This window comes from Alishewanella maricola, assembly GCF_016343785.1.
Taxonomy (GTDB): Bacteria; Pseudomonadota; Gammaproteobacteria; order Enterobacterales; family Alteromonadaceae; genus Alishewanella; species Alishewanella maricola.
The window spans coordinates 131,495-152,228 of the sequence record NZ_JAEINI020000005.1 but is presented as its reverse complement, the minus strand read 5'-3'; the positions used below and the strand labels follow the sequence as shown (position 1 = coordinate 152,228).

General features: G+C 46.9%; 16 protein-coding genes. 2 read left to right on the top strand and 14 right to left on the bottom strand.

All coding sequences use genetic code 11. The features are described from left to right. Positions 1-27: 27 nt before the first annotated feature. The 3 genes from JAO78_RS09500 to guaB form a co-directional block, all read right to left on the bottom strand. On the bottom strand, positions 28-732 hold the full coding sequence (locus JAO78_RS09500) for an aspartate/glutamate racemase family protein (protein WP_226751110.1): 705 nt from the start codon (positions 730-732) through the stop codon (positions 28-30). Positions 733-1,383: 651 nt separating this feature from the next. Beyond that, positions 1,384-2,961, bottom strand: coding sequence for a glutamine-hydrolyzing GMP synthase (gene guaA, locus JAO78_RS09495; RefSeq protein WP_226751109.1), 1,578 nt, complete (start codon positions 2,959-2,961; stop codon positions 1,384-1,386). A 58-nt stretch (positions 2,962-3,019) separates the two neighbouring features. Beyond that, entirely contained in the window at positions 3,020-4,489 is a 1,470-nt protein-coding gene (guaB, locus tag JAO78_RS09490; RefSeq protein ID WP_226751108.1) for an IMP dehydrogenase, read from the bottom strand. Between the two features lie 151 nt (positions 4,490-4,640). Between guaB and xseA the strand changes: the two genes are divergently transcribed. Beyond that, positions 4,641-5,978, top strand: a complete 1,338-nt coding sequence (gene xseA / locus JAO78_RS09485; RefSeq protein WP_226751107.1) for an exodeoxyribonuclease VII large subunit — start codon at positions 4,641-4,643, stop codon at positions 5,976-5,978. A 149-nt stretch (positions 5,979-6,127) separates the two neighbouring features. Here the strand turns inward: xseA and JAO78_RS09480 are convergent, their stop codons facing one another. The 3 genes from JAO78_RS09480 to JAO78_RS09470 form a co-directional block, all read right to left on the bottom strand. Further along, complete coding sequence (locus JAO78_RS09480; RefSeq protein ID WP_226751106.1) at positions 6,128-6,439, bottom strand: hypothetical protein; 312 nt, start codon at positions 6,437-6,439, stop codon at positions 6,128-6,130. Between the two features lie 109 nt (positions 6,440-6,548). Next, the gene (locus tag JAO78_RS09475) at positions 6,549-6,905 is read right to left on the bottom strand and encodes a hypothetical protein (protein WP_226751105.1); all 357 of its coding nucleotides are present in this window, start codon (positions 6,903-6,905) and stop codon (positions 6,549-6,551) included. Positions 6,906-7,690: 785 nt separating this feature from the next. After that, on the bottom strand, positions 7,691-8,617 hold the full coding sequence (locus JAO78_RS09470; RefSeq protein ID WP_226751104.1) for a tetratricopeptide repeat protein: 927 nt from the start codon (positions 8,615-8,617) through the stop codon (positions 7,691-7,693). A gap of 269 nt (positions 8,618-8,886) precedes the next feature. Between JAO78_RS09470 and JAO78_RS09465 the strand changes: the two genes are divergently transcribed. Then, positions 8,887-9,456 (top strand): gamma-glutamylcyclotransferase, encoded by a 570-nt coding sequence (locus JAO78_RS09465; RefSeq protein WP_226751103.1) that lies wholly within the window; start codon positions 8,887-8,889, stop codon positions 9,454-9,456. 99 nt (positions 9,457-9,555) lie between these two features. On the opposite strand, the gene JAO78_RS09460 is transcribed toward JAO78_RS09465, so the two are convergent. From JAO78_RS09460 to pilW, 8 genes are all read right to left on the bottom strand, one after another. After that, positions 9,556-11,814, bottom strand: coding sequence for an arginine/lysine/ornithine decarboxylase (locus JAO78_RS09460; protein ID WP_226751102.1), 2,259 nt, complete (start codon positions 11,812-11,814; stop codon positions 9,556-9,558). A 16-nt stretch (positions 11,815-11,830) separates the two neighbouring features. After that, the gene (der, locus tag JAO78_RS09455) at positions 11,831-13,306 is read right to left on the bottom strand and encodes a ribosome biogenesis GTPase Der (protein WP_226751101.1); all 1,476 of its coding nucleotides are present in this window, start codon (positions 13,304-13,306) and stop codon (positions 11,831-11,833) included. Between the two features lie 73 nt (positions 13,307-13,379). Next, positions 13,380-14,567, bottom strand: a complete 1,188-nt coding sequence (bamB, locus tag JAO78_RS09450) for an outer membrane protein assembly factor BamB (RefSeq protein ID WP_226751100.1) — start codon at positions 14,565-14,567, stop codon at positions 13,380-13,382. 9 nt (positions 14,568-14,576) lie between these two features. Continuing rightward, positions 14,577-15,206, bottom strand: coding sequence for a YfgM family protein (locus tag JAO78_RS09445; protein ID WP_226751099.1), 630 nt, complete (start codon positions 15,204-15,206; stop codon positions 14,577-14,579). 20 nt (positions 15,207-15,226) lie between these two features. Next, positions 15,227-16,492, bottom strand: a complete 1,266-nt coding sequence (hisS, locus tag JAO78_RS09440; protein ID WP_226751098.1) for a histidine--tRNA ligase — start codon at positions 16,490-16,492, stop codon at positions 15,227-15,229. A gap of 101 nt (positions 16,493-16,593) precedes the next feature. After that, the gene (ispG, locus tag JAO78_RS09435; RefSeq protein ID WP_226751097.1) at positions 16,594-17,694 is read right to left on the bottom strand and encodes a flavodoxin-dependent (E)-4-hydroxy-3-methylbut-2-enyl-diphosphate synthase; all 1,101 of its coding nucleotides are present in this window, start codon (positions 17,692-17,694) and stop codon (positions 16,594-16,596) included. Continuing rightward, on the bottom strand, positions 17,694-18,674 hold the full coding sequence (locus JAO78_RS09430; protein WP_226751096.1) for a RodZ domain-containing protein: 981 nt from the start codon (positions 18,672-18,674) through the stop codon (positions 17,694-17,696). Before JAO78_RS09430 ends, ispG begins: the two co-directional genes overlap by 1 nt. Continuing rightward, positions 18,667-20,724, bottom strand: coding sequence for a type IV pilus biogenesis/stability protein PilW (gene pilW / locus JAO78_RS09425; RefSeq protein ID WP_226751095.1), 2,058 nt, complete (start codon positions 20,722-20,724; stop codon positions 18,667-18,669). The genes JAO78_RS09430 and pilW overlap by 8 nt, the downstream gene beginning before the upstream one ends. Positions 20,725-20,734: the final 10 nt, after the last annotated feature.

The following is a 20,734-nucleotide window of genomic DNA, read 5'->3' as shown; positions in this document are numbered from 1 at the left end:
ACCTAGCAGCCGCGTAGTGTTATCAGCTTAACTAACCGTATCGGCTAACGCGAATGCTACAGCCGCTTGTGCATGCAGTGCCGTGGTATCAAACAACGGCACAGCGGCATCAGCTTGACTGACTAATAAACCTATTTCAGTACAACCCAAGATAATTCCCTCAGCACCTTGCAAGGCTAAACCGGCCATCACCCGCCGCACTAACTGCTTTGATTCCGGTTTAAGTATTCCCTGACAGAGCTCTTGATAAATAATCTGATGCAAACGATCACGCTCAGCTTCAGTGGGTAACAGCACCGTGACACCGTACTTTTCACTTAAGCGCTCTCGATAAAAAGGCTGCTCCATGGTGAATTTAGTTCCCAGCAAACCAACACGGCTACAATGAGCTTGCTGCAAGGCGGTTGCGGTGGCATCGGCAATATGTAACAGCGGGATAGCCACCGCAGCTTGAATTTGAGCAGCAACCTTATGCATGGTATTGGTACAGAGCACAATAACCTCTGCACCTGCTGCAGCCAGTGCTACAGCCGCTTCAGCTAACACCTCACCGGCGCCTTGCCAATCACCCGCATGTTGTAAACGTTCAATCTGCTGAAAATCGACACTGTATAAAATACATTTAGCCGAATGCAACCCACCCAACTGTTGCTTAACCCCCTGATTAAGCAACCGATAATACGGTATGGTTGACTCCCAACTCATTCCGCCAATTAAACCTATCGTTTTCATGTTAAGCCACCAATGGTTCTCAGAAGCAATACCATGACGCAAAAGGCCTTTCTCTGCAATACCGCGAAGCTTTGCACAGCAGCTACTTGGCTCTCGGTATCTAACCTCGAAGTTTGTCCTTTGGGTACTTTCTTTTGGCGAAACAAAATAAAGTACCTCGCCAACGGAGAAAACGTTAAACACTGCGTAAAGCTTCCGCTGGAGCACGCGGTAAATACCTCCCTGTACGCTCCTCTTTTTCATCCCTGAAAAAGACGTCTCCAGCCAAAGTTTACTTCGCTATTAACTCGCTCTGCTCCGACCCTAGATCTTCGCTTTGGATATTCATTCCCCCTTTGTAGCGAGCCGACTGATCATCGTTGGCCAAGGTTTTAAGAAAACGGGTGTTTGAGTGCGGCGACGTTAGCGCCGCGCGAGTTACGTTTTCGCCTTGGACAGCGCATGAGCAGTTGGGCTTTCGAGCGAAATTGGGGTCGCATTTTCTTTGGATACTTTCTTTTGGCGACGCAAAAGAAAGTATCTCGCCAACGGCGAAAACGTTAATCGTTTCGTAATAGAGTCTTGCTATCTGCCCTCGAATAAAGTCCCAACAAAAAAGGCGCCGCAGCGCCTTTTTAATCCATTTAAACTGAACAGTTTAAACGATAAAACTTATTCCCACTCAATCGTCGCGGGTGGCTTACCGCTGATATCATACACCACACGAGAAATGCCGTTGATTTCATTGATAATACGGTTAGACACTTTACCCAGTAAATCATAAGGTAAATGCGCCCAATGCGCAGTCATAAAGTCGATGGTTTCAACCGCACGCAGTGATACCACCCAATCGTACTTACGCGCATCACCCATCACACCCACCGATTTTACCGGCAAGAAAACCGTAAAGGCTTGGCTGACTTTATTGTATAAGTCGGCTTTATGCAGCTCTTCAATAAAGATCGCATCAGCACGGCGCAGTAGGTCGCAGTATTCTTTTTTCACTTCGCCCAATACCCGAACCCCTAAACCTGGGCCAGGGAAAGGATGGCGGTAAAGCATGTCATAAGGTAAACCCAGCTCTAACCCGACTTTACGCACTTCATCTTTGAATAATTCACGCAACGGCTCAACTAAGCCCAACTTCATATGCGCCGGTAAGCCACCGACGTTATGGTGCGATTTAATCACATGCGCTTTACCGGTAGCAGAGCCGGCAGATTCAATGACGTCAGGGTAAATAGTGCCTTGCGCTAGCCACTTGGCGTTTTCCAGTTTTTGCGATTGTTCATCGAACACTTCAACAAACACACGGCCGATAATTTTACGTTTAGCTTCTGGCTCGTTTTCACCGGCTAAGGCGTCTAGGAAACGATCTTCGGCGTCTACTTTAATGATATTTAAGCCAAAGTGATCACCAAACATATCCATAACTTGCTTGCCTTCGTTTAAACGCAACAAGCCGTTATCAACGAAGACACAGGTCAAATTTTTACCAATAGCGCGGTGCAGCAACATGGCCACAACAGAACTGTCGACACCACCGGATAAACCTAAAATAACTTGGTCATCACCAATTTGCTGCTTTAAACGGATCACCGCATCTTCAATGATGGATGCGGGTGTCCAAAGGCGGTCACAACCACATATGTCTACAACAAAGTGTTGCAACATCCGCAGGCCTTGGCGGGTATGCGTGACTTCTGGGTGGAACTGCACACCGTAAAACTGACGCGCTTCATCCACCATACCGGCATGCGGGCAAGTGGCCGTGCTGGCACAGGTTTCAAAACCGGCTGGGATTTCAACCACTTTATCACCGTGGCTCATCCAAACATCTAATAAGGCATTGCCGTTAGCGCCAATGTGATCTTCAATCTTGGCAAATAAATCATTCGGAGCAACCACTTCAACCTGAGCATAACCAAATTCACGCAGATCAGAGCCTTGCACCTTGCCGCCTAACTGCTCAGCCATGGTTTGCATGCCATAACAGATGCCTAACACGGGTACACCCGCTTCAAACACATATTGCGGAGCACGTGGCGAGTTTTGCTCAGTCACGCTTTCTGGGCCACCCGATAGAATAATACCGGTTGGATTAAATTCACGAATTTGTGCTTCAGTAACATCCCACGCCCACAACTCACAATAAACACCAATTTCCCGCACGCGGCGGGCAATCAGCTGAGTATATTGAGAACCGAAGTCGAGGATCAGAATGCGATGATGATGAATATTCTTGTTCATACTAACCTTTTGAAAAGTACAGGGGCTGACCTAAGTCAGCCCTGATAGCAAAAAACAGTTACCCTAAACGGTAGTTTGGTGCTTCTTTTGTGATTTGCACATCATGCACGTGCGATTCCCCCATGCCTGCAGACGTCACTTTAACGAACTGAGGCTTGGTGCGTAGCGTGTTGATATCTGGGCTTCCGGTTAAGCCCATGGCAGAGCGTAAACCGCCCATTTGCTGGTGAATGATGGTTTCGATTGGGCCCTTGTAAGCCACTCGACCTTCAATACCCTCAGGAACCAGCTTTTCGGCATTATTGCTGCCTTGGAAATAACGGTCTGATGAACCATTGCGCTGCGCCATGGCGCCTAATGAGCCCATACCACGGTAAGATTTGTAATAACGGCCTTGATACAGTTCTACTTCGCCTGGTGCTTCTTCAGTACCTGCAAACATAGAACCCACCATCACACAATTTGCACCAGCCACTAAGGCTTTTGCGATATCACCAGAGAAGCGAATACCGCCATCGGCAATAATGCACACATCTAAACCTTGCACACCTTCAACGGCATCAGAGATAGCGGTAATTTGTGGTACACCACAGCCAGTAACAATACGCGTAGTACAAATTGAGCCTGGGCCGATACCTACTTTAACAGCATTGGCACCCGCTTCAGCTAACGCTTTTGCGCCTTCGGCTGTTGCGACATTACCTGCCACGATTTGAAGATCGGGATATTGAGCACGCGTTTGTCTTACGCGCTCTAACACACCTTCAGAGTGACCGTGCGAGGTATCAATTAACAGAATATCCACACCGGCTTCAACTAACGCCGCGATGCGCTCATCTGTACCTGGGCCTACACCGACCGCAGCACCCACGCGTAAGCGACCTAATTCGTCTTTACAGGCGTTAGGCTTACTGGCGGCTTTGTAATAATCGCGAACTGTGATTAAACCTTTTAATTTGAAATGATCATCGACCACCAACACCTTTTCAATCCGATGTTGGTGCATCAGTTTTAAAGCATCTTCTCGTGGCGCGTTTTCATTTACCGTGACCAGTTTTTCCCGTGGCGTCATCACAGCAGTTACTTTGGCTTGCAAATTTGCTTCAAAGCTCATGTCGCGACCGGTCACAATACCGACTAACTCGCCTTGTTTGTCTAAAACGGGGAAACCTGAAAAGCCATGTTGTTCGGCTAAGGCTTGAACATCACGCACCGTCATATCCGCTAGTGCGGTAACCGGATCGGATACTACGCCACTTTCGTATTTTTTTACTTTGCGTACATTGGCTGCTTGCTCTTCGATGGTCATATTCTTATGAATAAAACCAAGGCCGCCTTCTTGCGCTAAGGCAATAGCAAGGCGTGCTTCCGTTACAGTGTCCATTGAAGCGGAAACCATAGGAATGCTAAGCGTGATTGTTTTGGTTAACTGAGTGCGTAAATCAGCGGTGTGGGGTAGCACATTTGAGTGCGCCGGAACCAATAACACGTCGTCAAAGGTTAAAGCTTCTTTAATGATCCTGAGCATTGCAACAATCTCGCTGTGTGGATGAAAAGATAGGGAATGTTGCGGTGCAATTTTAGCGGAAATAGTGCAACAGAACAAACGCTTTTTTCTTTTTGTCAGGATAAGGTTTGATAACGTACACTAGGGGCATGAACAAGTCGTTGAGTTAATCATGCAGCAGTCTGAGATTTATACCGTTTCCCGTTTAAATAGCGAAGTACGCCTTACCCTCGAATTACAGTTTCAGCAATTGTGGTTAAGTGGTGAAGTGTCGAATTTTGTGGCGGCCGCGTCGGGGCATTGGTATTTCAGTTTAAAAGATCAGGCAGCGCAGGTAAAAGTGGCCATGTTTAAGCAAGCCAACCGCAATGCACTGATCCGGCCGCAAAATGGCCAGCAGGTTTTATTACGCGCCCGAATTAGTGTCTATGAACCGCGCGGCGAGTATCAATTATTAGCCGACTTTATTGAGCCCGCCGGCGATGGTTTATTAAAACAACAATTTGAACAGTTAAAAAATAAACTGGCTGCCGAGGGTTTATTTGCAGCCGAGCGCAAAAAAGCGCTACCGGCTAATCCGCGCACCGTCGGCGTAATTACCTCTCCCACCGGTGCCGCCGTGCGCGATATTATTACTGTGCTGCAACGCCGTGCCCCCGGTATTAAGGTGATCGTTTACCCATGCCAAGTGCAAGGTGACAGCGCCGCTGGGCAGCTACGGCAAATGCTCAGTACAGCCATTCAGCGTGATGAGGTTGACGTCTTAATTATTGGCCGTGGTGGTGGTTCGTTAGAAGACTTGTGGTGTTTTAACGACGAAGCCTTGGCCAGAGCCGTGGCGCAGTGCCCTATTCCGATTGTCAGTGCCGTGGGGCACGAAATTGATTTTGCACTCACCGATTTTGTAGCAGATGTGCGGGCGGCAACCCCTTCCGCGGCGGCTGAACTGGTGTCACCCGATCAAAGCCATTTTGTGTTGCAACTGCAGCAATTGTCTAGCCGCTTAGTTCGAGCCCAGCGCTTGTTTTTACAAAGGCTGACACCCAAGCTCAGTCAGTTACAGCTACGCTTACAACAACTGCACCCACAACGCCGTTTAGAACAACAGCAACAGCGCCTAGATGAGTTACAACTGCGCTTACAACGGGTGATGCAGCTACAGTTACAGCAAGCTAAACGCCAGCACAGCTATTTACAACAAAGTTTGCTGCATCTCTCGCCCGCTAAAACCTTAAAGCAACAACACAACCTGTTGCAGCAACTTCAACGACGCTTGCAGCACGCGCAGCAACAACAGGTAAAACAGCAACAACAAAAACTGGCGAAACTCAGTGCGCAACTGCACACCGTTAGCCCACTCGCCACCCTAGCTCGAGGATACAGCATAAGTTTTAATGCCGCAGAGCAAGCCATTACCAGCAGCTCACAACTAAAGTTAGGTGATACTATCAATACGCGTTTAGCAGAGGGCCGCTTTATGGCAACGGTGACAGAAGTGATTCACAAATAAGGGGAAGATAAGCCATCTTCAACAACCTATTTAAATGAGTCTTTTTTATCAACAGATATGCTTGATGGTATTGTAAACAATGCGTTTGAACATCACGTTCACTGGCCAAATGAGGCATGATATTGCTCGGCGTATTGTCAGGCATACCTTTATTGAAGCTTAGTTTGAAAGGCTATTCCGCCGGTTTTTTTTGCCACGAAGTTGTATGCGATACAAAAAATAGCGACTGATATATAAGTAGCTGCAAAAGTTAACACGGGTAAGCATAAAAATAAGAAAAGCTTGCCCCCGTTACTGTTAACCGTTATCGAAATTATGTAGCTGAATGCGATTGTAGTTTCGACGCCGGCGGCTAATGACACTATACCTATAACGGCTATTAGCGAACTGATGAGTGCAGCGAGGAACGACAGTGTTTTTGCTGTTTGAGCTACGTTGATTGTTATGATTTCCGATTTCATTTTGACCTTCCTTGTTTGTCTGCCTTAAGCAAAACTTTGGGGCTGCTAGAACGCAGCATAAGCCGTCCAAACCATGGTAGCAGCGACAACAGCCTTGTTAGGCATGGCTTTATAACACTTTAATTTGAGACACTTGAGTGACACGAATATGTGTCTGGTAATAGTATTTACCTGTAGGTTGCCCCCTTGATGTAAAATCAATTCTAACCCGGTTCGCATCACCAATAACCTGAATCTGTTTTCCTTTAAAAAACTCAATAGCAGCTTGCCCAGTATGGTCATTTAATTCTTTTACAGCATCATGGGACAGAGCAATAGTGATATTTCTTTGGTCTCTGTAATCTAATTCTGTGTTTAGAAAGATTCGATCATCGCCAATTTGCGAGCCAGTAGATTGAATTGATAAGGTGTATTTTCCATAAACGCCAGCTGGGGCAGAGTCTGCAGCGGCTTTTATTATTTGCATCGTGTCGGCTGTGGTTAAGATTGGTGTTGTTGCACACCCTGTAAATATGGCTAACGAAAAAATTATTAACAAACATCTCATTTCTTTAAGTTCCTTTTAAATGCCTAACCGCTATTAAGTAGACCTCTTAGCAGCATCCAAAAGGCTAAACAAATTTATACTTAGGAGTTTACCGAAAATCAACATATTGAAAAGATAATTAGTTATTAAATTGACCAAATTATTAAGAAGTTTCAGTCATGCTCTTTGTTTTAAAGAAATATTCATCTAGAACAGAAAAAAGAAAGTGCCTCGCCAATGGCGAAAACGAAGTATTTCGGTATCTGACTTAAAGTTTGAAGCTTACAAAACGTTAAACGCTGCGTAAATCGTCGGCTGGAGCACGCGGTAAATACGTCCCTGTACGCTCCTCTTTTTCATCCCTGAAAAAGACGTCCTTAGCCAACGTTGACTTCGCTGTTAACTCGTTCAGCTCCACCCAAATGTTTTTCAAAAGCCATGACAGTTTATTGCTGTTAATCCCATTAGTTTACAAGCCGGGCAACCCTTGCGAAAAGATTGGTATCTGACCTCAAAGGTTTCCCCCCTCTGCGGCGAGCCGACTGTACATCCTTGGTCAAGGTCTTAACGGATGTTTGAGTGCGGCGTTGCTGCGCCGCACGAGTAACGTTTTCGCCTTGGGCTATAGCAGGAGCAGCCGGGCTTTCGAGCGGAAGTGGTCGCATTTTCTTTAGGTACTTTCTTTTGGCGACGCAAAAGAAAGTACCTCGCCAACGGCAAAAACGTTAACGCTTCGGTTCACCGGTTATAACTTGATTAGTTAACTTGGGCCCCATTTCTGCGGCAAAAGCATTACAGCTAAAACTCACACCACAAGCGGTAGTCACCATTGATGCACTGCCTTTAGAGTAAACACCTTTACGCTGAAGTTGCGCAATCACATCGGATAATATGGAATCGGGATTGTGGTCATTGGTTGATACCTTAATCACCTCTACTGCATAAGCTTGCTGTAAATCGGCCACTAACCCTGTGGTGTCGGGTTTCGTTGCAAGCATGGCAATCGTTTCTTGTAAAAAAGGTCTAGAGGCTTCATGGCCCGATATCATTAGGCGTTTAAAAAGTTGAGCCGCGCCTTCTAAATCAAGTTGGGTAAAGAGACCTTGCTGTTTCAACCTCGCTAGCAAAAACATCGCTTCAACGGAACGCTGGTCACTGGCTTGTTGTAATAAGGTGATAGCTTCATCTGCAAAAACGTTGGCTTCATCGGCATTGGCGGCATCAGCCTGCTGTAATAACAATAAAGTCTTTTTGTACTGTGCAGACACGTGTCCAAGTGATACCGCTTGCGCTAATAATGCATCAGCTTGTGCTAAATTTTGTTCTACAACAAACCCTTCTCGATACCATTCCGATAAGGTAAACACGGCCATCGGGTGTTGACTCGCCGCTGCACGCTCTAAGTAGCTTAACGCTTTTTTGTGATCAACCTCACGGCCGTCGCCTGTCGCGTAGATCATACTGAGTAAGGTCATTGCAGGGTAGTTATTGTGACGCGCCATTTTATGTAGTTTAACAATTTCACTTTCACACTGATCATCGCTACACAGTAAGTGAGTTGAAACCTGAGTATTTGAATGCACTTGTAAAGGAAACAAAAAAGGCAAAACCACTAAGCCGGTTAAGAATAAATTCTTATTAAAATTCTTCATCTTCAATCCTTATCAATAAAAAACCTGATTAAACATTAGGCCTCAAAACTCAAAATGGCAACCTTAAAAAACAAAATAATTAAACAAATTTACTTATTTTTCACTCAGAATCCATTTTATTTCAGGGTAAAATCCCAAAACGACTTTCTGGCAAAAACTCGAAACAGGCTGCTTTGTGATATTCTCAAATACTCATTATCGTTTTATGAGCGGCGAATTGTTACGATTAATGATTAAGAACATTTTTAATTTCAGCTGTACGGAGTGCTATGTCACACAATACCATCGCTTTAAATCAGCAACGCCAACCACTTGATCACCTCGACTCGGTGTGGCTGTTTGGCTATGGCTCATTGATTTATAAGGCGGATTTTCCTTATCTACAGCGCAAGCCTGCCTGTATTTATGGCTGGCAGCGCCGTTTTTGGCAAGGCTCACATGATCATCGTGGTACACCAGAGGCACCTGGTCGTGTCTTAACCCTGATAGAAGCCCCTGGTGAACGCTGTGCCGGCATGGCCTATCAGGTGACACCTCAAACTTTTACTCACTTAGACCATCGTGAGAAGAATGGTTATCTGCGCTTTTTTACTGAATTACATTGGCAAGATGAGCCCGGCCAAACGGCGGGCTTGGTATATTTAGCCAGCGCCGATAATGAAGCTTATCTAGGCCCAGACAGTGATGCGGCCATTGCGGCACATATTGCGGTAAGTGCTGGCCCAAGTGGCCCGAATAGCGAGTATTTACTGCAGCTGGCCGCTGCGCTACGCGAGTTGGGTGAACATGATGAGCATGTATTTGCGATAGAGCGAGAACTGTTAAACCTGCTAGCGTGAGATACCATGTATTAACATAAGCCTGCGAGTTTAAATTAAACGCATAAAAAAGGTCGCACTAGGCGACCTTTCATTTAAATAACATAATAGCGGTTTTGGTTAAGCTTCTTTTACCACATCAATAAAGTACTTCACTTCACCGTCGACCAACTCACGCACTAAACCGTGCACGTCGGTTTCAAAACCGGGGAACTCGCCATTGAACGCACGGGTAAACTTCAGGTAGTTGATAATGGTTTTATTGAAACGCTCGCCTGGCACCATCAGTGGAATACCTGGTGGATATGGCGTCACTAACATGGCCGTTACCCGCCCTTCGATTTCATCAATCGATACCCGCTCAATTTCACGGTGAGCCATTTTCGCCCAAGCATCGGCGGGTGTCATGGCAGTATCAATTTGTGACAAGTACATTTCAGTAGTCACTTTGGCCACGTCATACTTGCGATACATATTATGAATGCGTTGACACAGATCGCGTAAACCGACTTTTTCATAACGCTTGTTCTTACCCGCAAACTCTGGCATGACGCGCCATAACGGCAAGTTTTGGTCGTAATCGTCTTTAAACTGCTGTAACTCGGTGACCATCGAGTTCCAACGACCTTTGGTAATACCAATGGTAAACATAATAAAGAACGAATACAGACCGGTTTTCTCGATAATAATACCGTGCTCAGACAAGTATTTACTGACAATCGCCGCCGGGATCCCGGTTTCATCAAACTGGCCATGCAAGTTCATACCCGGTGTGATGATAGTGGCTTTGATGGGGTCCAGCATATTAAAGCCTGACTCGATATCACCAAAACCGTGCCAGCTATCGGTGGCATGTAACACCCACTTTTCGCGATGGCCAATGCCTTCGTCTGGCAGAATATCGGGGCCCCATACTTTAAACCACCAATCATCATCGCCAAATTCGTCATCGACTTTGCGCATCGCCCGACGAAAATCGATGGCTTCCAACAACGACTCCTCCACCAGCGCCGTGCCGCCTGGTGCTTCCATCATCGCCGCTGCCACGTCACAGCTAGCAATAATGGCATATTGCGGGCTGGTCGAGCTGTGCATCAAATAAGATTCATTAAAGCGGTGGGTATCTAAATTACGCTTTTCGGCATTTTGTACCAAAATTTGCGAAGCTTGAGATAAACCAGCTAACAATTTATGGGTAGATTGCGTAGCAAATACCAGCGTTTCTTCCGAGCGCGGTCGATCTTTACCAATAGCATGCATTTCATGATAAAACTCATGGAAACTGGCATGCGGTAACCACGCTTCATCAAAGTGCAAGGTGTCGATTGTTGAGCCCAGCTCTTGCTTAATTTCTTCCACGTTATACAAAATACCGTCATAGGTACTTTGAGTAATGGTTAAAATACGCGGCTTTTTGTTCTTGGCATTGCGAGCAAACGGATTGGCTTCAATCTTTTTGGCAATGGCTTCGGGCGAAAACTCACTTTTCGGAATAGGCCCAATAATGCCGTAATGGTTACGGGTGGGCATTAAAAACACCGGAATAGCACCGGTCATAATGATCGAGTGTAAAATCGATTTATGGCAGTTACGGTCAACCACCACGATATCACCGGGTGCCACCACAGAGTGCCACACCATCTTATTCGAGGTGGAGGTCCCGTTTGTGACAAAGAACAAATGATCGGCATTAAAGATACGCGCCGCATTCGCTTCACTTTCGGCCACAGGCCCAGTGTGATCAAGCAGTTGGCCTAATTCATCTACCGAGTTACACACATCAGCCCGAAGCATGTTTTCACCAAAGAATTGGTGGAACATTTGGCCCACCGGGCTTTTTAAGAATGCCACGCCACCAGAATGACCTGGGCAGTGCCATGAGTATGAACTGTCTTGGGCATAATCCATCAGCGCATTGAAAAATGGTGGCGCTAAGGCGTCTAAATATTTACGAGCTTCACGAATAATATGCCGCGCAACAAACTCAGGCGTATCTTCGAACATATGAATAAAACCATGTAGCTCGCGCAAAATATCATTCGGTATATGCCGACTGGTACGGGTTTCACCGTACAAAAAAATCGGAATATCGGCATTGCGCTTACGTACTTCTTTAACAAAAGCACGCAGCTCAATCAGCGCTTTATTCACATCATCGTTGCTGCCACTGCCAAACTCTTCGTCATCAATCGACAAAATAAAACAAGATGCGCGGCTCGCTTGTTGGGCAAAAGCGGTTAAATCAACATAGCTGGTGTAACCCACTACTTCAAAACCATGGCCACCAATCGCTTGGGCGAGATCACGAATACCCGAACCTGAAATATTTTCTGAGCGGAAATCTTCGTCTATTACAATAACCGGAAAACGGAATTTCATCTGTTAGTCCTTGCTGTTAATCTTTTTTAGCCACTTTTTGACGGGCTTTCATTAAGCGCTCACGCTTATACTTTTGCAGCGCAGTCTCAGTATTTTTCTTAGTGGGTGTATAGGGGTTCTCACCCTCACGGAATTCTATACGCACTGGCGTACCCATCATTTGCAGCGCTTTTCGGTAGTAATTCATCAAATAACGCTTATACGAGTCCGGTAAATCTTTTACTTGGTTGCCGTGAATAACAATAATCGGTGGGTTATAACCACCGGCATGCGCATATTTCAATTTAACGCGACGACCGTGCACCATCGGTGGCTGGTGATCTTCTTGCGCCATTTTCATGATGCGGGTTAATAACGAGGTACTTACGCGTTTCGTGGCAGAATCAAAGGCTTCTTCAACCGAGTCGAATAGATTACCCACGCCAGAACCATGCAGAGCCGAAATAAAATGTAAGCGGGCAAAGTCGATAAAACCAAGGCGACGATCTAACTCGCGTTTAATTTCGTCTTTCACACCGTCGTTTAAGCCATCCCATTTGTTAACCGCTAACACTAAGGAACGCCCGGCATTCAATACGAAGCCCAAGATACTCAAATCTTGATCTGAAATGCCTAAACGAGCATCCAATACCAAAATGACCACGTTGGCATCTTCAATCGCTTGCAATGTTTTAACAACCGAGAACTTCTCGACCATATCATCAATCTTGCCACGACGACGAACACCCGCAGTGTCAATCAAGGTGTAATCACGCTCATTACGCTGCATCGGAATATACACTGAGTCACGGGTGGTACCCGGCATATCGAACACCACTACCCGCTCTTCACCCAGAATACGGTTGGTCAGTGTCGATTTACCCACATTAGGCCGGCCAACAATGGCTAACTTGATATGTTCAGAGCGCAGTCTGGCCGCTTCTGCGGCAGCGTCCTCTTCAGAGACATCCGTGTAATCACTGATCACAGAATCTTCGCTAGCCGTTTCGTCTTTTTGTTGTTGCAAGAACGGCAATAAGGCATGTTGCAACAAGGAAGAAACACCTCGGCCATGTGCAGCAGCTATGGGATAAACCTCGCCTATGCCCAAACTGTAAAAGTCGGCAACGGCGGTATCTGCGTCTAGACCATCGGTTTTATTGGCAACCAAAAAGACGGGCTTTTCCACCCGCCGAATATGAGCCGCAATCGCTTGATCGCCCACCGTTGAACCGGCGCGTGCATCGACAAGAAACAGCACAACATCGGCTTCAGCAATGGCTTTTAACGATTGATCAGCCATTTCGACTTCAATGCCGTGCTCATTGCCGTCGATACCACCGGTATCCACCACAATAAACTCCATGCCTTCGAAGTTGACCGAGCCATATTTGCGATCACGTGTTAATCCCGGAAAGTCAGCAACAAGCGCATCGCGGGTGCGGGTTAAACGGTTAAACAGTGTTGATTTGCCAACATTGGCGCGCCCAACCAGGGCAACTACAGGTAACATTTAGTCAACCTCAAAAATAAGAAAACAGGCCTCAGTTTAGGCCTGTTTTCTGTTAAGTAGATTAATACGCAGTTTAAGGCGTTTGTAATAATACTAGCTCACCATCACGAGTTGTGACGACTATATAGTCATTATTGGCAACAGCTTCACGATAAAAGCCCGAATCATCAAAGCTTTGTCTGGCAACAAAGTCACCAGTGTTGCGATCAAACCAATGCAAATTACCTTTGCTATCGCCGATAACCAGGTAGTCTTTATACACGGTAGGGCCAGTTAAAAAGTGTTTATGTAAACCGGTTTGACTCCAGATCTCCGACCCATTACGACGATCGACCGCATAAATACGACCTTCAGAATCGACCAGATAAATCACTGAACCGCTGATCGCCATATTGCGGAAACTGGCATAATCGCGCTTCCAAGATTGCTGACCCGAACGCAGATCTAGTGCAAATAACTCACCGTTAAAGGCGATAGTGTAAACTGTCCCCCCAACGACTAACGGCTTAGCATCGACATCGACCAAACGTGATAAGTCGGTACTGCCTTTTGGTGTCGCAACCGTTTCTTCCCAAGCTTGGAAACCACGATCCACTAACAATACGCCGATACGACCATTCGCATTACCGTAAATAACGCCGCCGCTTTCAATAACCGGCTCGCTGACACCGCGGATCGTTAAAGGAGGCTGTTCGTTTTCAAACACCCAACGCTGCTCGCCATCATCTGGGTTTAATGCCAAAAGCGTACCGGTACCTAATTTAACTACCACAAAGCCATCGCCGACCGCAGGACTCACTAACACTTCACCCGGCACTTGCGCACGCCAAACTAAACTGCCCGTAACCGCATCAAGCGCAACCACTTCGCCATTTTCAGTACCTAAAAAAAGCTTGCCGTAACCTTGGCTAATACCACCAGCAATGCGGGCATTACCTTCAGACCAGCTTAAATTTAATTTTTGCCAAGCAGACACTTGCGCGTCTTGGCGTAGATCAAAGGTCCATAAGCGTTTGCCTGTGGCTAGATCTGCTGCCACCACGATGCCTTCACGGCTGGCCATAAACACTTTGTCATCTAAAATCAGTGGCTTTAAGCCTGATTCGTAATGGCCAACGCCGTCACCGACTTGCATCGACCACACTTTCTTGGGGCTAATGCGATTTTCGATATCGGGCAGTACTAATTTATCTTTGCTAGAACAAGCAATCAACGTTAGCGAAATCAACGCCAACGCCGCATGTTTTAAGGCAAATTTCATATCGGCCCCTTAGTTCGCAGCAGTGATGTGCGCCAGCTCATCAAGTTTAATCTGCAATAATTGCGTATTTTGGCCGGCATTGCTAAAGGCGACTTGATAAGCCGCTTTCGCCGCGACTAAATCACCCGTTGCTTGTAACACATCGCCTTTCAGCTCTGCTTGTTGCCCAACAAAACTGGATGGTACAGCTTGCTCTAAGGTTGCTAAAGCGCCGGTATAGTCACCTGTTTGACGTTGTACACGAGCTAACCGTAACTGAGCAATCGCCTTAACGCTAGCGTCTTTGCTGTTTTGCTGTACCCAGCTTAACTGCTTAATCGCTTCGGCAAAATTCTCAGCGGTCACCGCATCTTTCGCCGCTAATAACGCCGCGAACACGGCATAATTATTATTACCTTGCTCGCTAATAAAAGTTTGCGCTTCTGCTAAGAAATCATCCTCACTGGCTTGCTTTTGCACCAGTTGAGCATAACTGTTAGATAAGGCTTCGGCGCTAGCTCGCTGTTCAGCCTGATAAAAGCGCCAGCCATATAAGGCAGCTACACCAATAATTACACCACCAAAAATAGCTTTGCCATATTCATTCCAAAACCGTTTGAGGGCTTCAACCTGTTGTTCTTCGTCTGTGTAAATTTCCACCTAACTACTCCATTATGCTCTCAGGCCAGATGCTGAGCCAATTCGCTCAGTTTCAAGGTTTGTTGTGGCTGATCCTGACGTAACCATTTTAAGGTGATTTCGCCACGGGCCAGTTCTTCATCGCCTAAAATCAGTGCTAATTCGGCACCTGATTTATCAGCCCTTTTAAATTGTTTTTTTAGATTGCCGCCACCGCAGTGCAAGATAACACGTTTGGTCGGCAAATCGCTACGCAGCCTTTCGGCAACGCTAACAGCTGCAAGTTCCGCAGACTCACCCATTGCCATCAGATAAATATCTGCGGTTGGGGCTAATACTGGCGCTAACTCTAATGTTTGCAGTAATAAAATCAAGCGCTCTAAACCTAAAGCAAAACCAACGGCCGGCGTAGGTTTGCCGCCAAGCTGTTCGACTAAACCATCGTAACGACCACCGGCACACACGGTACCTTGCGAACCCAGCTCTGTGGTTACCCACTCAAACACGGTACGATTGTAATAGTCTAAGCCGCGCACAAGGCGTGGATTAATGGTAAAACTAATGCCCGCCGCGGTTAAGCGTGCTTGTAATTGATTAAAATGCGCTGTTGACTCTGCATCTAAATGATCGGCTAGCTTTGGTGCGGCGGCCAGCATCTCGGCCATGGCCGGGTTTTTGCTGTCCAGCACCCGTAAAGGGTTGCTGTACAAACGACGCAAGCTGTCTTCGTCCAGCAGATCTTTATGCTGTTCCAAATAGGCTACCAAAGTATCACGATAGGCCGCGCGCGCTTCATTCGAGCCTAATGAGTTCAGCTCTAAGCTCACATAAGGGGTTAAACCCAGCTTTTGCCATAAACGCGCACTTAAGATGATCACTTCTGCATCAATATCAGCACTGCCAATACCAAAAGCTTCTAAGCCAAATTGGTGAAATTGGCGATAACGGCCTTTTTGCGGCCGTTCATGACGAAACATCGGGCCGGTGTACCACAGGCGTTGTTCTTGGTTATACAGTAAGCCGTGCTCATTACCCGCACGCACACAGCAGGCAGTGCCTTCTGGTCGTAAGGTTAAGCTGTCGCCATTGCGATCGTTGAAACTGTACATTTCTTTTTCAACGATATCGGTGACTTCGCCAATAGAGCGTTTAAACAGCTCGGTCATCTCCACAATGGGAAAGCGAATTTCACTGTAACCATAGCTAGCCGCGGTGTCGCGAAGGACTTGTTCTACATATTGCCACAGACCAGAATCCTGCGGCAGGCAATCGTTCATGCCACGAATTGCCTGAATTTGCTTAGCCAAAATAATGCTTCCGTTTAACTATTACGCAAAGAGCACCGCTAAGGTGTCTGCAAAAGCAGGGATTATAGAGCCTGCGCCGCAAAACACCAAGCATCCTACTCTTAGAGTTGTTTTACTGCGATACGTTGTTGCAAATACTGCCGTACTTGAAACTCGAGTTGTTCAGCAATTTGCCCGTTATCCAACCGCAGCTTTTGCCGCTCGCCGTTGATATAAAAGCCACTTTTACGATTGGCGCCGGCCACACCCAGATCTGAAATTAACGCTTCACCCGGGCCATTGACGACACAACCAATCACGGACACCGTTAAAGGATCAACAATATCTTCTAAACGTTGCTCTAACTCGTTCATGGTTTTAATCACGTCGAATTCTTGGCGTGAACAACTAGGGCAGGCAATAAAATTAACACCACGTGAACGGATCCGCAGCGATTTCAAAATATCAAACGCCACTTTAACTTCTTCAACCGGATCGGCCGCTAATGAAATGCGCAGTGTATCGCCGATACCTTCTGCCAATAACATTCCTAAACCAATGGCCGATTTAACTGCGCCGGCTCTTGCGCCACCTGCTTCGGTAATGCCTAAATGCAGTGGTTGTTTAATTTGCTTTGCCAGTAAACGATAAGCGCCGACGGCTAAGAACACGTCGGAGGCTTTTACGCTGACTTTAAAATTGTCGAAGTTAAAGCGATCCAGAATATCGACATGCCGCATGGCTGATTCTACTAGCGCTTCGGGCGTCGGCTCACGGTATTTCTCTTGAATATCCGCTTCTAATGAACCGCCATTCACACCAATACGGATGGGAATATTGTAATCTTTAGCGGCATCGACCACCGCGCGAATACGATCTTCTTTACCAATGTTACCCGGATTAATGCGCAAACAATCAACACCATACTCAGCCACTTTTAAAGCGATTCGATAATCAAAATGTATATCGGCAACTAAAGGTACTGGCGATTGCTGTTTAATCAGCTTAAAGGCTTCGGCAGCTTCCATGGTTGGCACTGAAACACGCACTAAATCAGCACCAGCAGCTGCAATGGCGCGAATTTGTGCCACGGTCGCGTCAACATCCGTAGTGCGAGTATTGGTCATTGATTGTACGGCGATTGGCGCATCACCGCCAATTAATACATTTCCTACTTTAATTTGAGTAGATTGCCGACGTTTAATCGGATTTTCTGCAAACATTATTCGTTCTGTCCTGACAAAGTAAATTTGGCAACACGGCCTCCAGGATATTTCGACATATCATAAGGCTGTTGGTTTAATTCGATGGCGACCACGCTGGGATTGCCTAAGGTAATCACAAACGGTGCCTTGGCATTCAGTTCCATAATGTAGCCAGCTTGCTTGGTGCCATAAGCAACTCGCTCACCACTGGCATCCACAACATCAATCCAGCAGTTTTCGGCAAACGTCATTTTTAACCGATCTAAACCACTGTCGTTACTGTCACCAAAAGACTCTGTGGCCAGTTCGTTGTTTTCTGGGGCAAGCAGCGTGTCGGTAATGGGCGCTGCCAGCTCAACCATGGGCACACTGCTGGGTAATGCAGACGAATCGCTTTGCGTTACCGACTCGCTTACTAAGCTTTCTGGCTCATTGCTGTTATCTGCTGCGTTATTGGCCGCTGGTGGTGACTCCCAGCTGCTAGGCTGTGATGCGGTTTGCGTAAGTGGAATAGTCCCGCTCGATTCTGTCAGTGCAGGCGTTGTGCTGCTGGTCGGTAGGCTATCGCTTGTGACAAAATCACGCGAGCCCTGCCAAAACCAAATGGCTAACGAGGCCAGTAAAATAGCGGCAATCAAATAAGTCAGCCACATAAAGCGAGCTTCAGTTTGCTGCTTGGCCTGCCGATTAGAAAAGGTTTTCATGGTTTTCACCGGTGCACTATTGACATGGTGCGCCTGTTCAAACTGTTTTAGTAGCGGCAACTCAGGTAATTTTAAATACCGCGCATAGGCACGAACATAACCACGCATAAAGGTCGGCAGGATGTTTTTATCAGGTTCATCGGCTTCTATGCATTGCAACACTTCGGCTTTTAAATTTAGCTGTTGTGCTACATCCTTTAAAGATAAGCCGCGCTTCTCACGTGTTTGCCGTAAGATCTGACCGACCGTCAATTCAGGTGCTGAGCTCGCTTCAAGTTGTTCGTCATTAGTCATGATTAATTGATGCCGGATCCACAATGTAAAGTTTTTGCCCGATGGTTAAACGGCTTTGTTCCGTTAACGCATTCCAGGCCATGAACCGCTCTAAACGAATATTATAGCGGTACGAAATAGCAAACATAGTGTCACCTTCAGCAACCAGATGAAAATATTCATCGACTGGCTGCGCATTGGCCAATCGCACTGGCGGTGCACCCGAATCTGGCGGGGCATCACTCGGAGCTAACCAGATTTTTTGTCCTACCCGCAATTTAGAGGTTGGCGTTAAGGCGTTCCACTCTTGCAGGCGGGTTAATAAAATATTGTAATTTATCGAGATGCTGTGAAGTGATTCGCCCTCGGCGACTTTATGAAAAGGCACATCACTGATATCAGCAATAAGCTCGTTATTGCTTTGTGGCATGGTTATGGTGAGCTGTGCAGAAGAGATAGGTTGCACTGACGCGACAGGATCAGCGGCAGGTAAATTCGCTGTAACAGCGGGCTCTGCAGTATCCACCACGGTTTGTTTCGTTAAAGGATCAGGCTGAACGGTCAGCGCGGCGGCTGGTTCAGTTGACATCATGCTTGGCGCAGCGCTATCCACAGCTGCTGTTGTTAATGTTTCTAATGCCGCCTTGGTCTCAAGCGCAGGCGTAACCGCTGACGGCTCTTGCGCCGTTTGTTGGGAGCTCGCCGTGGGAGTATTAGACACAGCAGTAAGCTGCGCTTCAGGAGCAGCGCTGGTGGCTGTAGCAGGGTTTAACCTTGGTTGCGCAGTAACGGCGCTTTCCAGTTTTGTTGCTTGCAGCGCCGAATCGCTGCGCGATGTTGTGGTCTTGTTGCTGGGCTCGTTTTGCGTGATGAGCGCAGCTTGAGCACTGAGTTCTTCAGCTGTAGCAGCCGATGTATTGTGGGCAGCATTCACGGTTTTGTCATTTAACAGCACATGCTCAACCGGTAAAGCCGGTGGAAGTTCAGCCGGCTTGGTTTGTTGCGCACTAAAGCTGTTAGCAATATCCGCCACCGAATGCGTCGGCTCTGGCTGACGAGTTACCGCCGCAGTGGGCGGTGTAGGGTTATGGCTTAGCGCAGCAGCAGGCGTATTCGCTACAGGCGTATCGTTAACCGGCTCGGCTTCGGTCGATTTGCGTCGTATCCGCAACTGCGGGTTAGCAACCGGTTGCCGCTGTTGTTTGGCGGCAGGTGTATCAGTAACCACAGGTTGAATGCTAGCCAGAAGTTTTTGCTTGTAGCGTTCACGCAACTGCTCAAACTCGCTATCCAATGTACGTTGCTGTAACAGCAATTTGGCTTCAGCCGTATCAATATACAGTGTCAGCAATAGCTGCTCGGCATGGCGCATGGTTGCCATATCACCCTGCTTTTCAGACACCAAATAATTTAATAAGGTGCTGCGCGCAGAGACACGGCCTAAACGTTGAATACGCTGCAAATCGGCTTTGGCATCAATTAAGTTGCCCATGGCATAGTTAACCGAAGCACTGTTGATTAATGCACTTATCCGCGTGCCATTGTGTGAGATAGAAAACCCTAAATAGGTTCGGGCTTGTTCAAAACCGTTTTGTTCTAACTGACACAGGGCTAAATTTTCGTAACTTTCCGCCACGCGGATATAACCGGGCTTGGAAATGGCCGATAACAATAGCTGTTCAGCCTCGACGTACTTTCCTATTTGGCATAAAAATGCACCATAGTTATTGTAAGCATCCGCATTGTTTGAATCTTTAGCAATGGCTTGCTTGTAGGCGTTTTCAGCCTGAGTATGCTCCCCCACCGTTTGGTAATAATAAGCCAGGGCGTTAAACACTTCTGGCAAATTAGGTGCCATCGTTTTGGCACGCTCAAGATTATAAAGCGCTTGCGTCGTATCGCCACGACGCAAATAGTTTAAACCTAGCGAAATTCGGGTTCTAGCCGCTTCGGTGTTATCCACACTGCGCTGGCTAACCTGGCGCTCATTCGCAACATAAGTGCTCTCAGAAACACATCCTGAGAGTATTAACAATGCCGTAAGCGCGGTGACAACAGGAAATCTCTGCATTACCACTGGC

Excerpts from the sequence above, each read along its gene's own strand:
- JAO78_RS09500 (WP_226751110.1), bottom strand. The coding sequence starts at position 732 with ATGAAAACGATAGGTTTAATTGGCGGAATGAGTTGGGAGTCAACCATA.
- guaA (WP_226751109.1), bottom strand. The coding sequence starts at position 2,961 with ATGAACAAGAATATTCATCATCATCGCATTCTGATCCTCGACTTCGGT.
- guaB (WP_226751108.1), bottom strand. The coding sequence starts at position 4,489 with ATGCTCAGGATCATTAAAGAAGCTTTAACCTTTGACGACGTGTTATTG.
- xseA (WP_226751107.1), top strand. The coding sequence starts at position 4,641 with ATGCAGCAGTCTGAGATTTATACCGTTTCCCGTTTAAATAGCGAAGTA.
- JAO78_RS09480 (WP_226751106.1), bottom strand. The coding sequence starts at position 6,439 with ATGAAATCGGAAATCATAACAATCAACGTAGCTCAAACAGCAAAAACA.
- JAO78_RS09475 (WP_226751105.1), bottom strand. The coding sequence starts at position 6,905 with ATGCAAATAATAAAAGCCGCTGCAGACTCTGCCCCAGCTGGCGTTTAT.
- JAO78_RS09470 (WP_226751104.1), bottom strand. The coding sequence starts at position 8,617 with ATGAAGAATTTTAATAAGAATTTATTCTTAACCGGCTTAGTGGTTTTG.
- JAO78_RS09465 (WP_226751103.1), top strand. The coding sequence starts at position 8,887 with ATGTCACACAATACCATCGCTTTAAATCAGCAACGCCAACCACTTGAT.
- JAO78_RS09460 (WP_226751102.1), bottom strand. The coding sequence starts at position 11,814 with ATGAAATTCCGTTTTCCGGTTATTGTAATAGACGAAGATTTCCGCTCA.
- der (WP_226751101.1), bottom strand. The coding sequence starts at position 13,306 with ATGTTACCTGTAGTTGCCCTGGTTGGGCGCGCCAATGTTGGCAAATCA.
- bamB (WP_226751100.1), bottom strand. The coding sequence starts at position 14,567 with ATGAAATTTGCCTTAAAACATGCGGCGTTGGCGTTGATTTCGCTAACG.
- ispG (WP_226751097.1), bottom strand. The coding sequence starts at position 17,694 with ATGTTTGCAGAAAATCCGATTAAACGTCGGCAATCTACTCAAATTAAA.
- JAO78_RS09430 (WP_226751096.1), bottom strand. The coding sequence starts at position 18,674 with ATGACTAATGACGAACAACTTGAAGCGAGCTCAGCACCTGAATTGACG.
- pilW (WP_226751095.1), bottom strand. The coding sequence starts at position 20,724 with ATGCAGAGATTTCCTGTTGTCACCGCGCTTACGGCATTGTTAATACTC.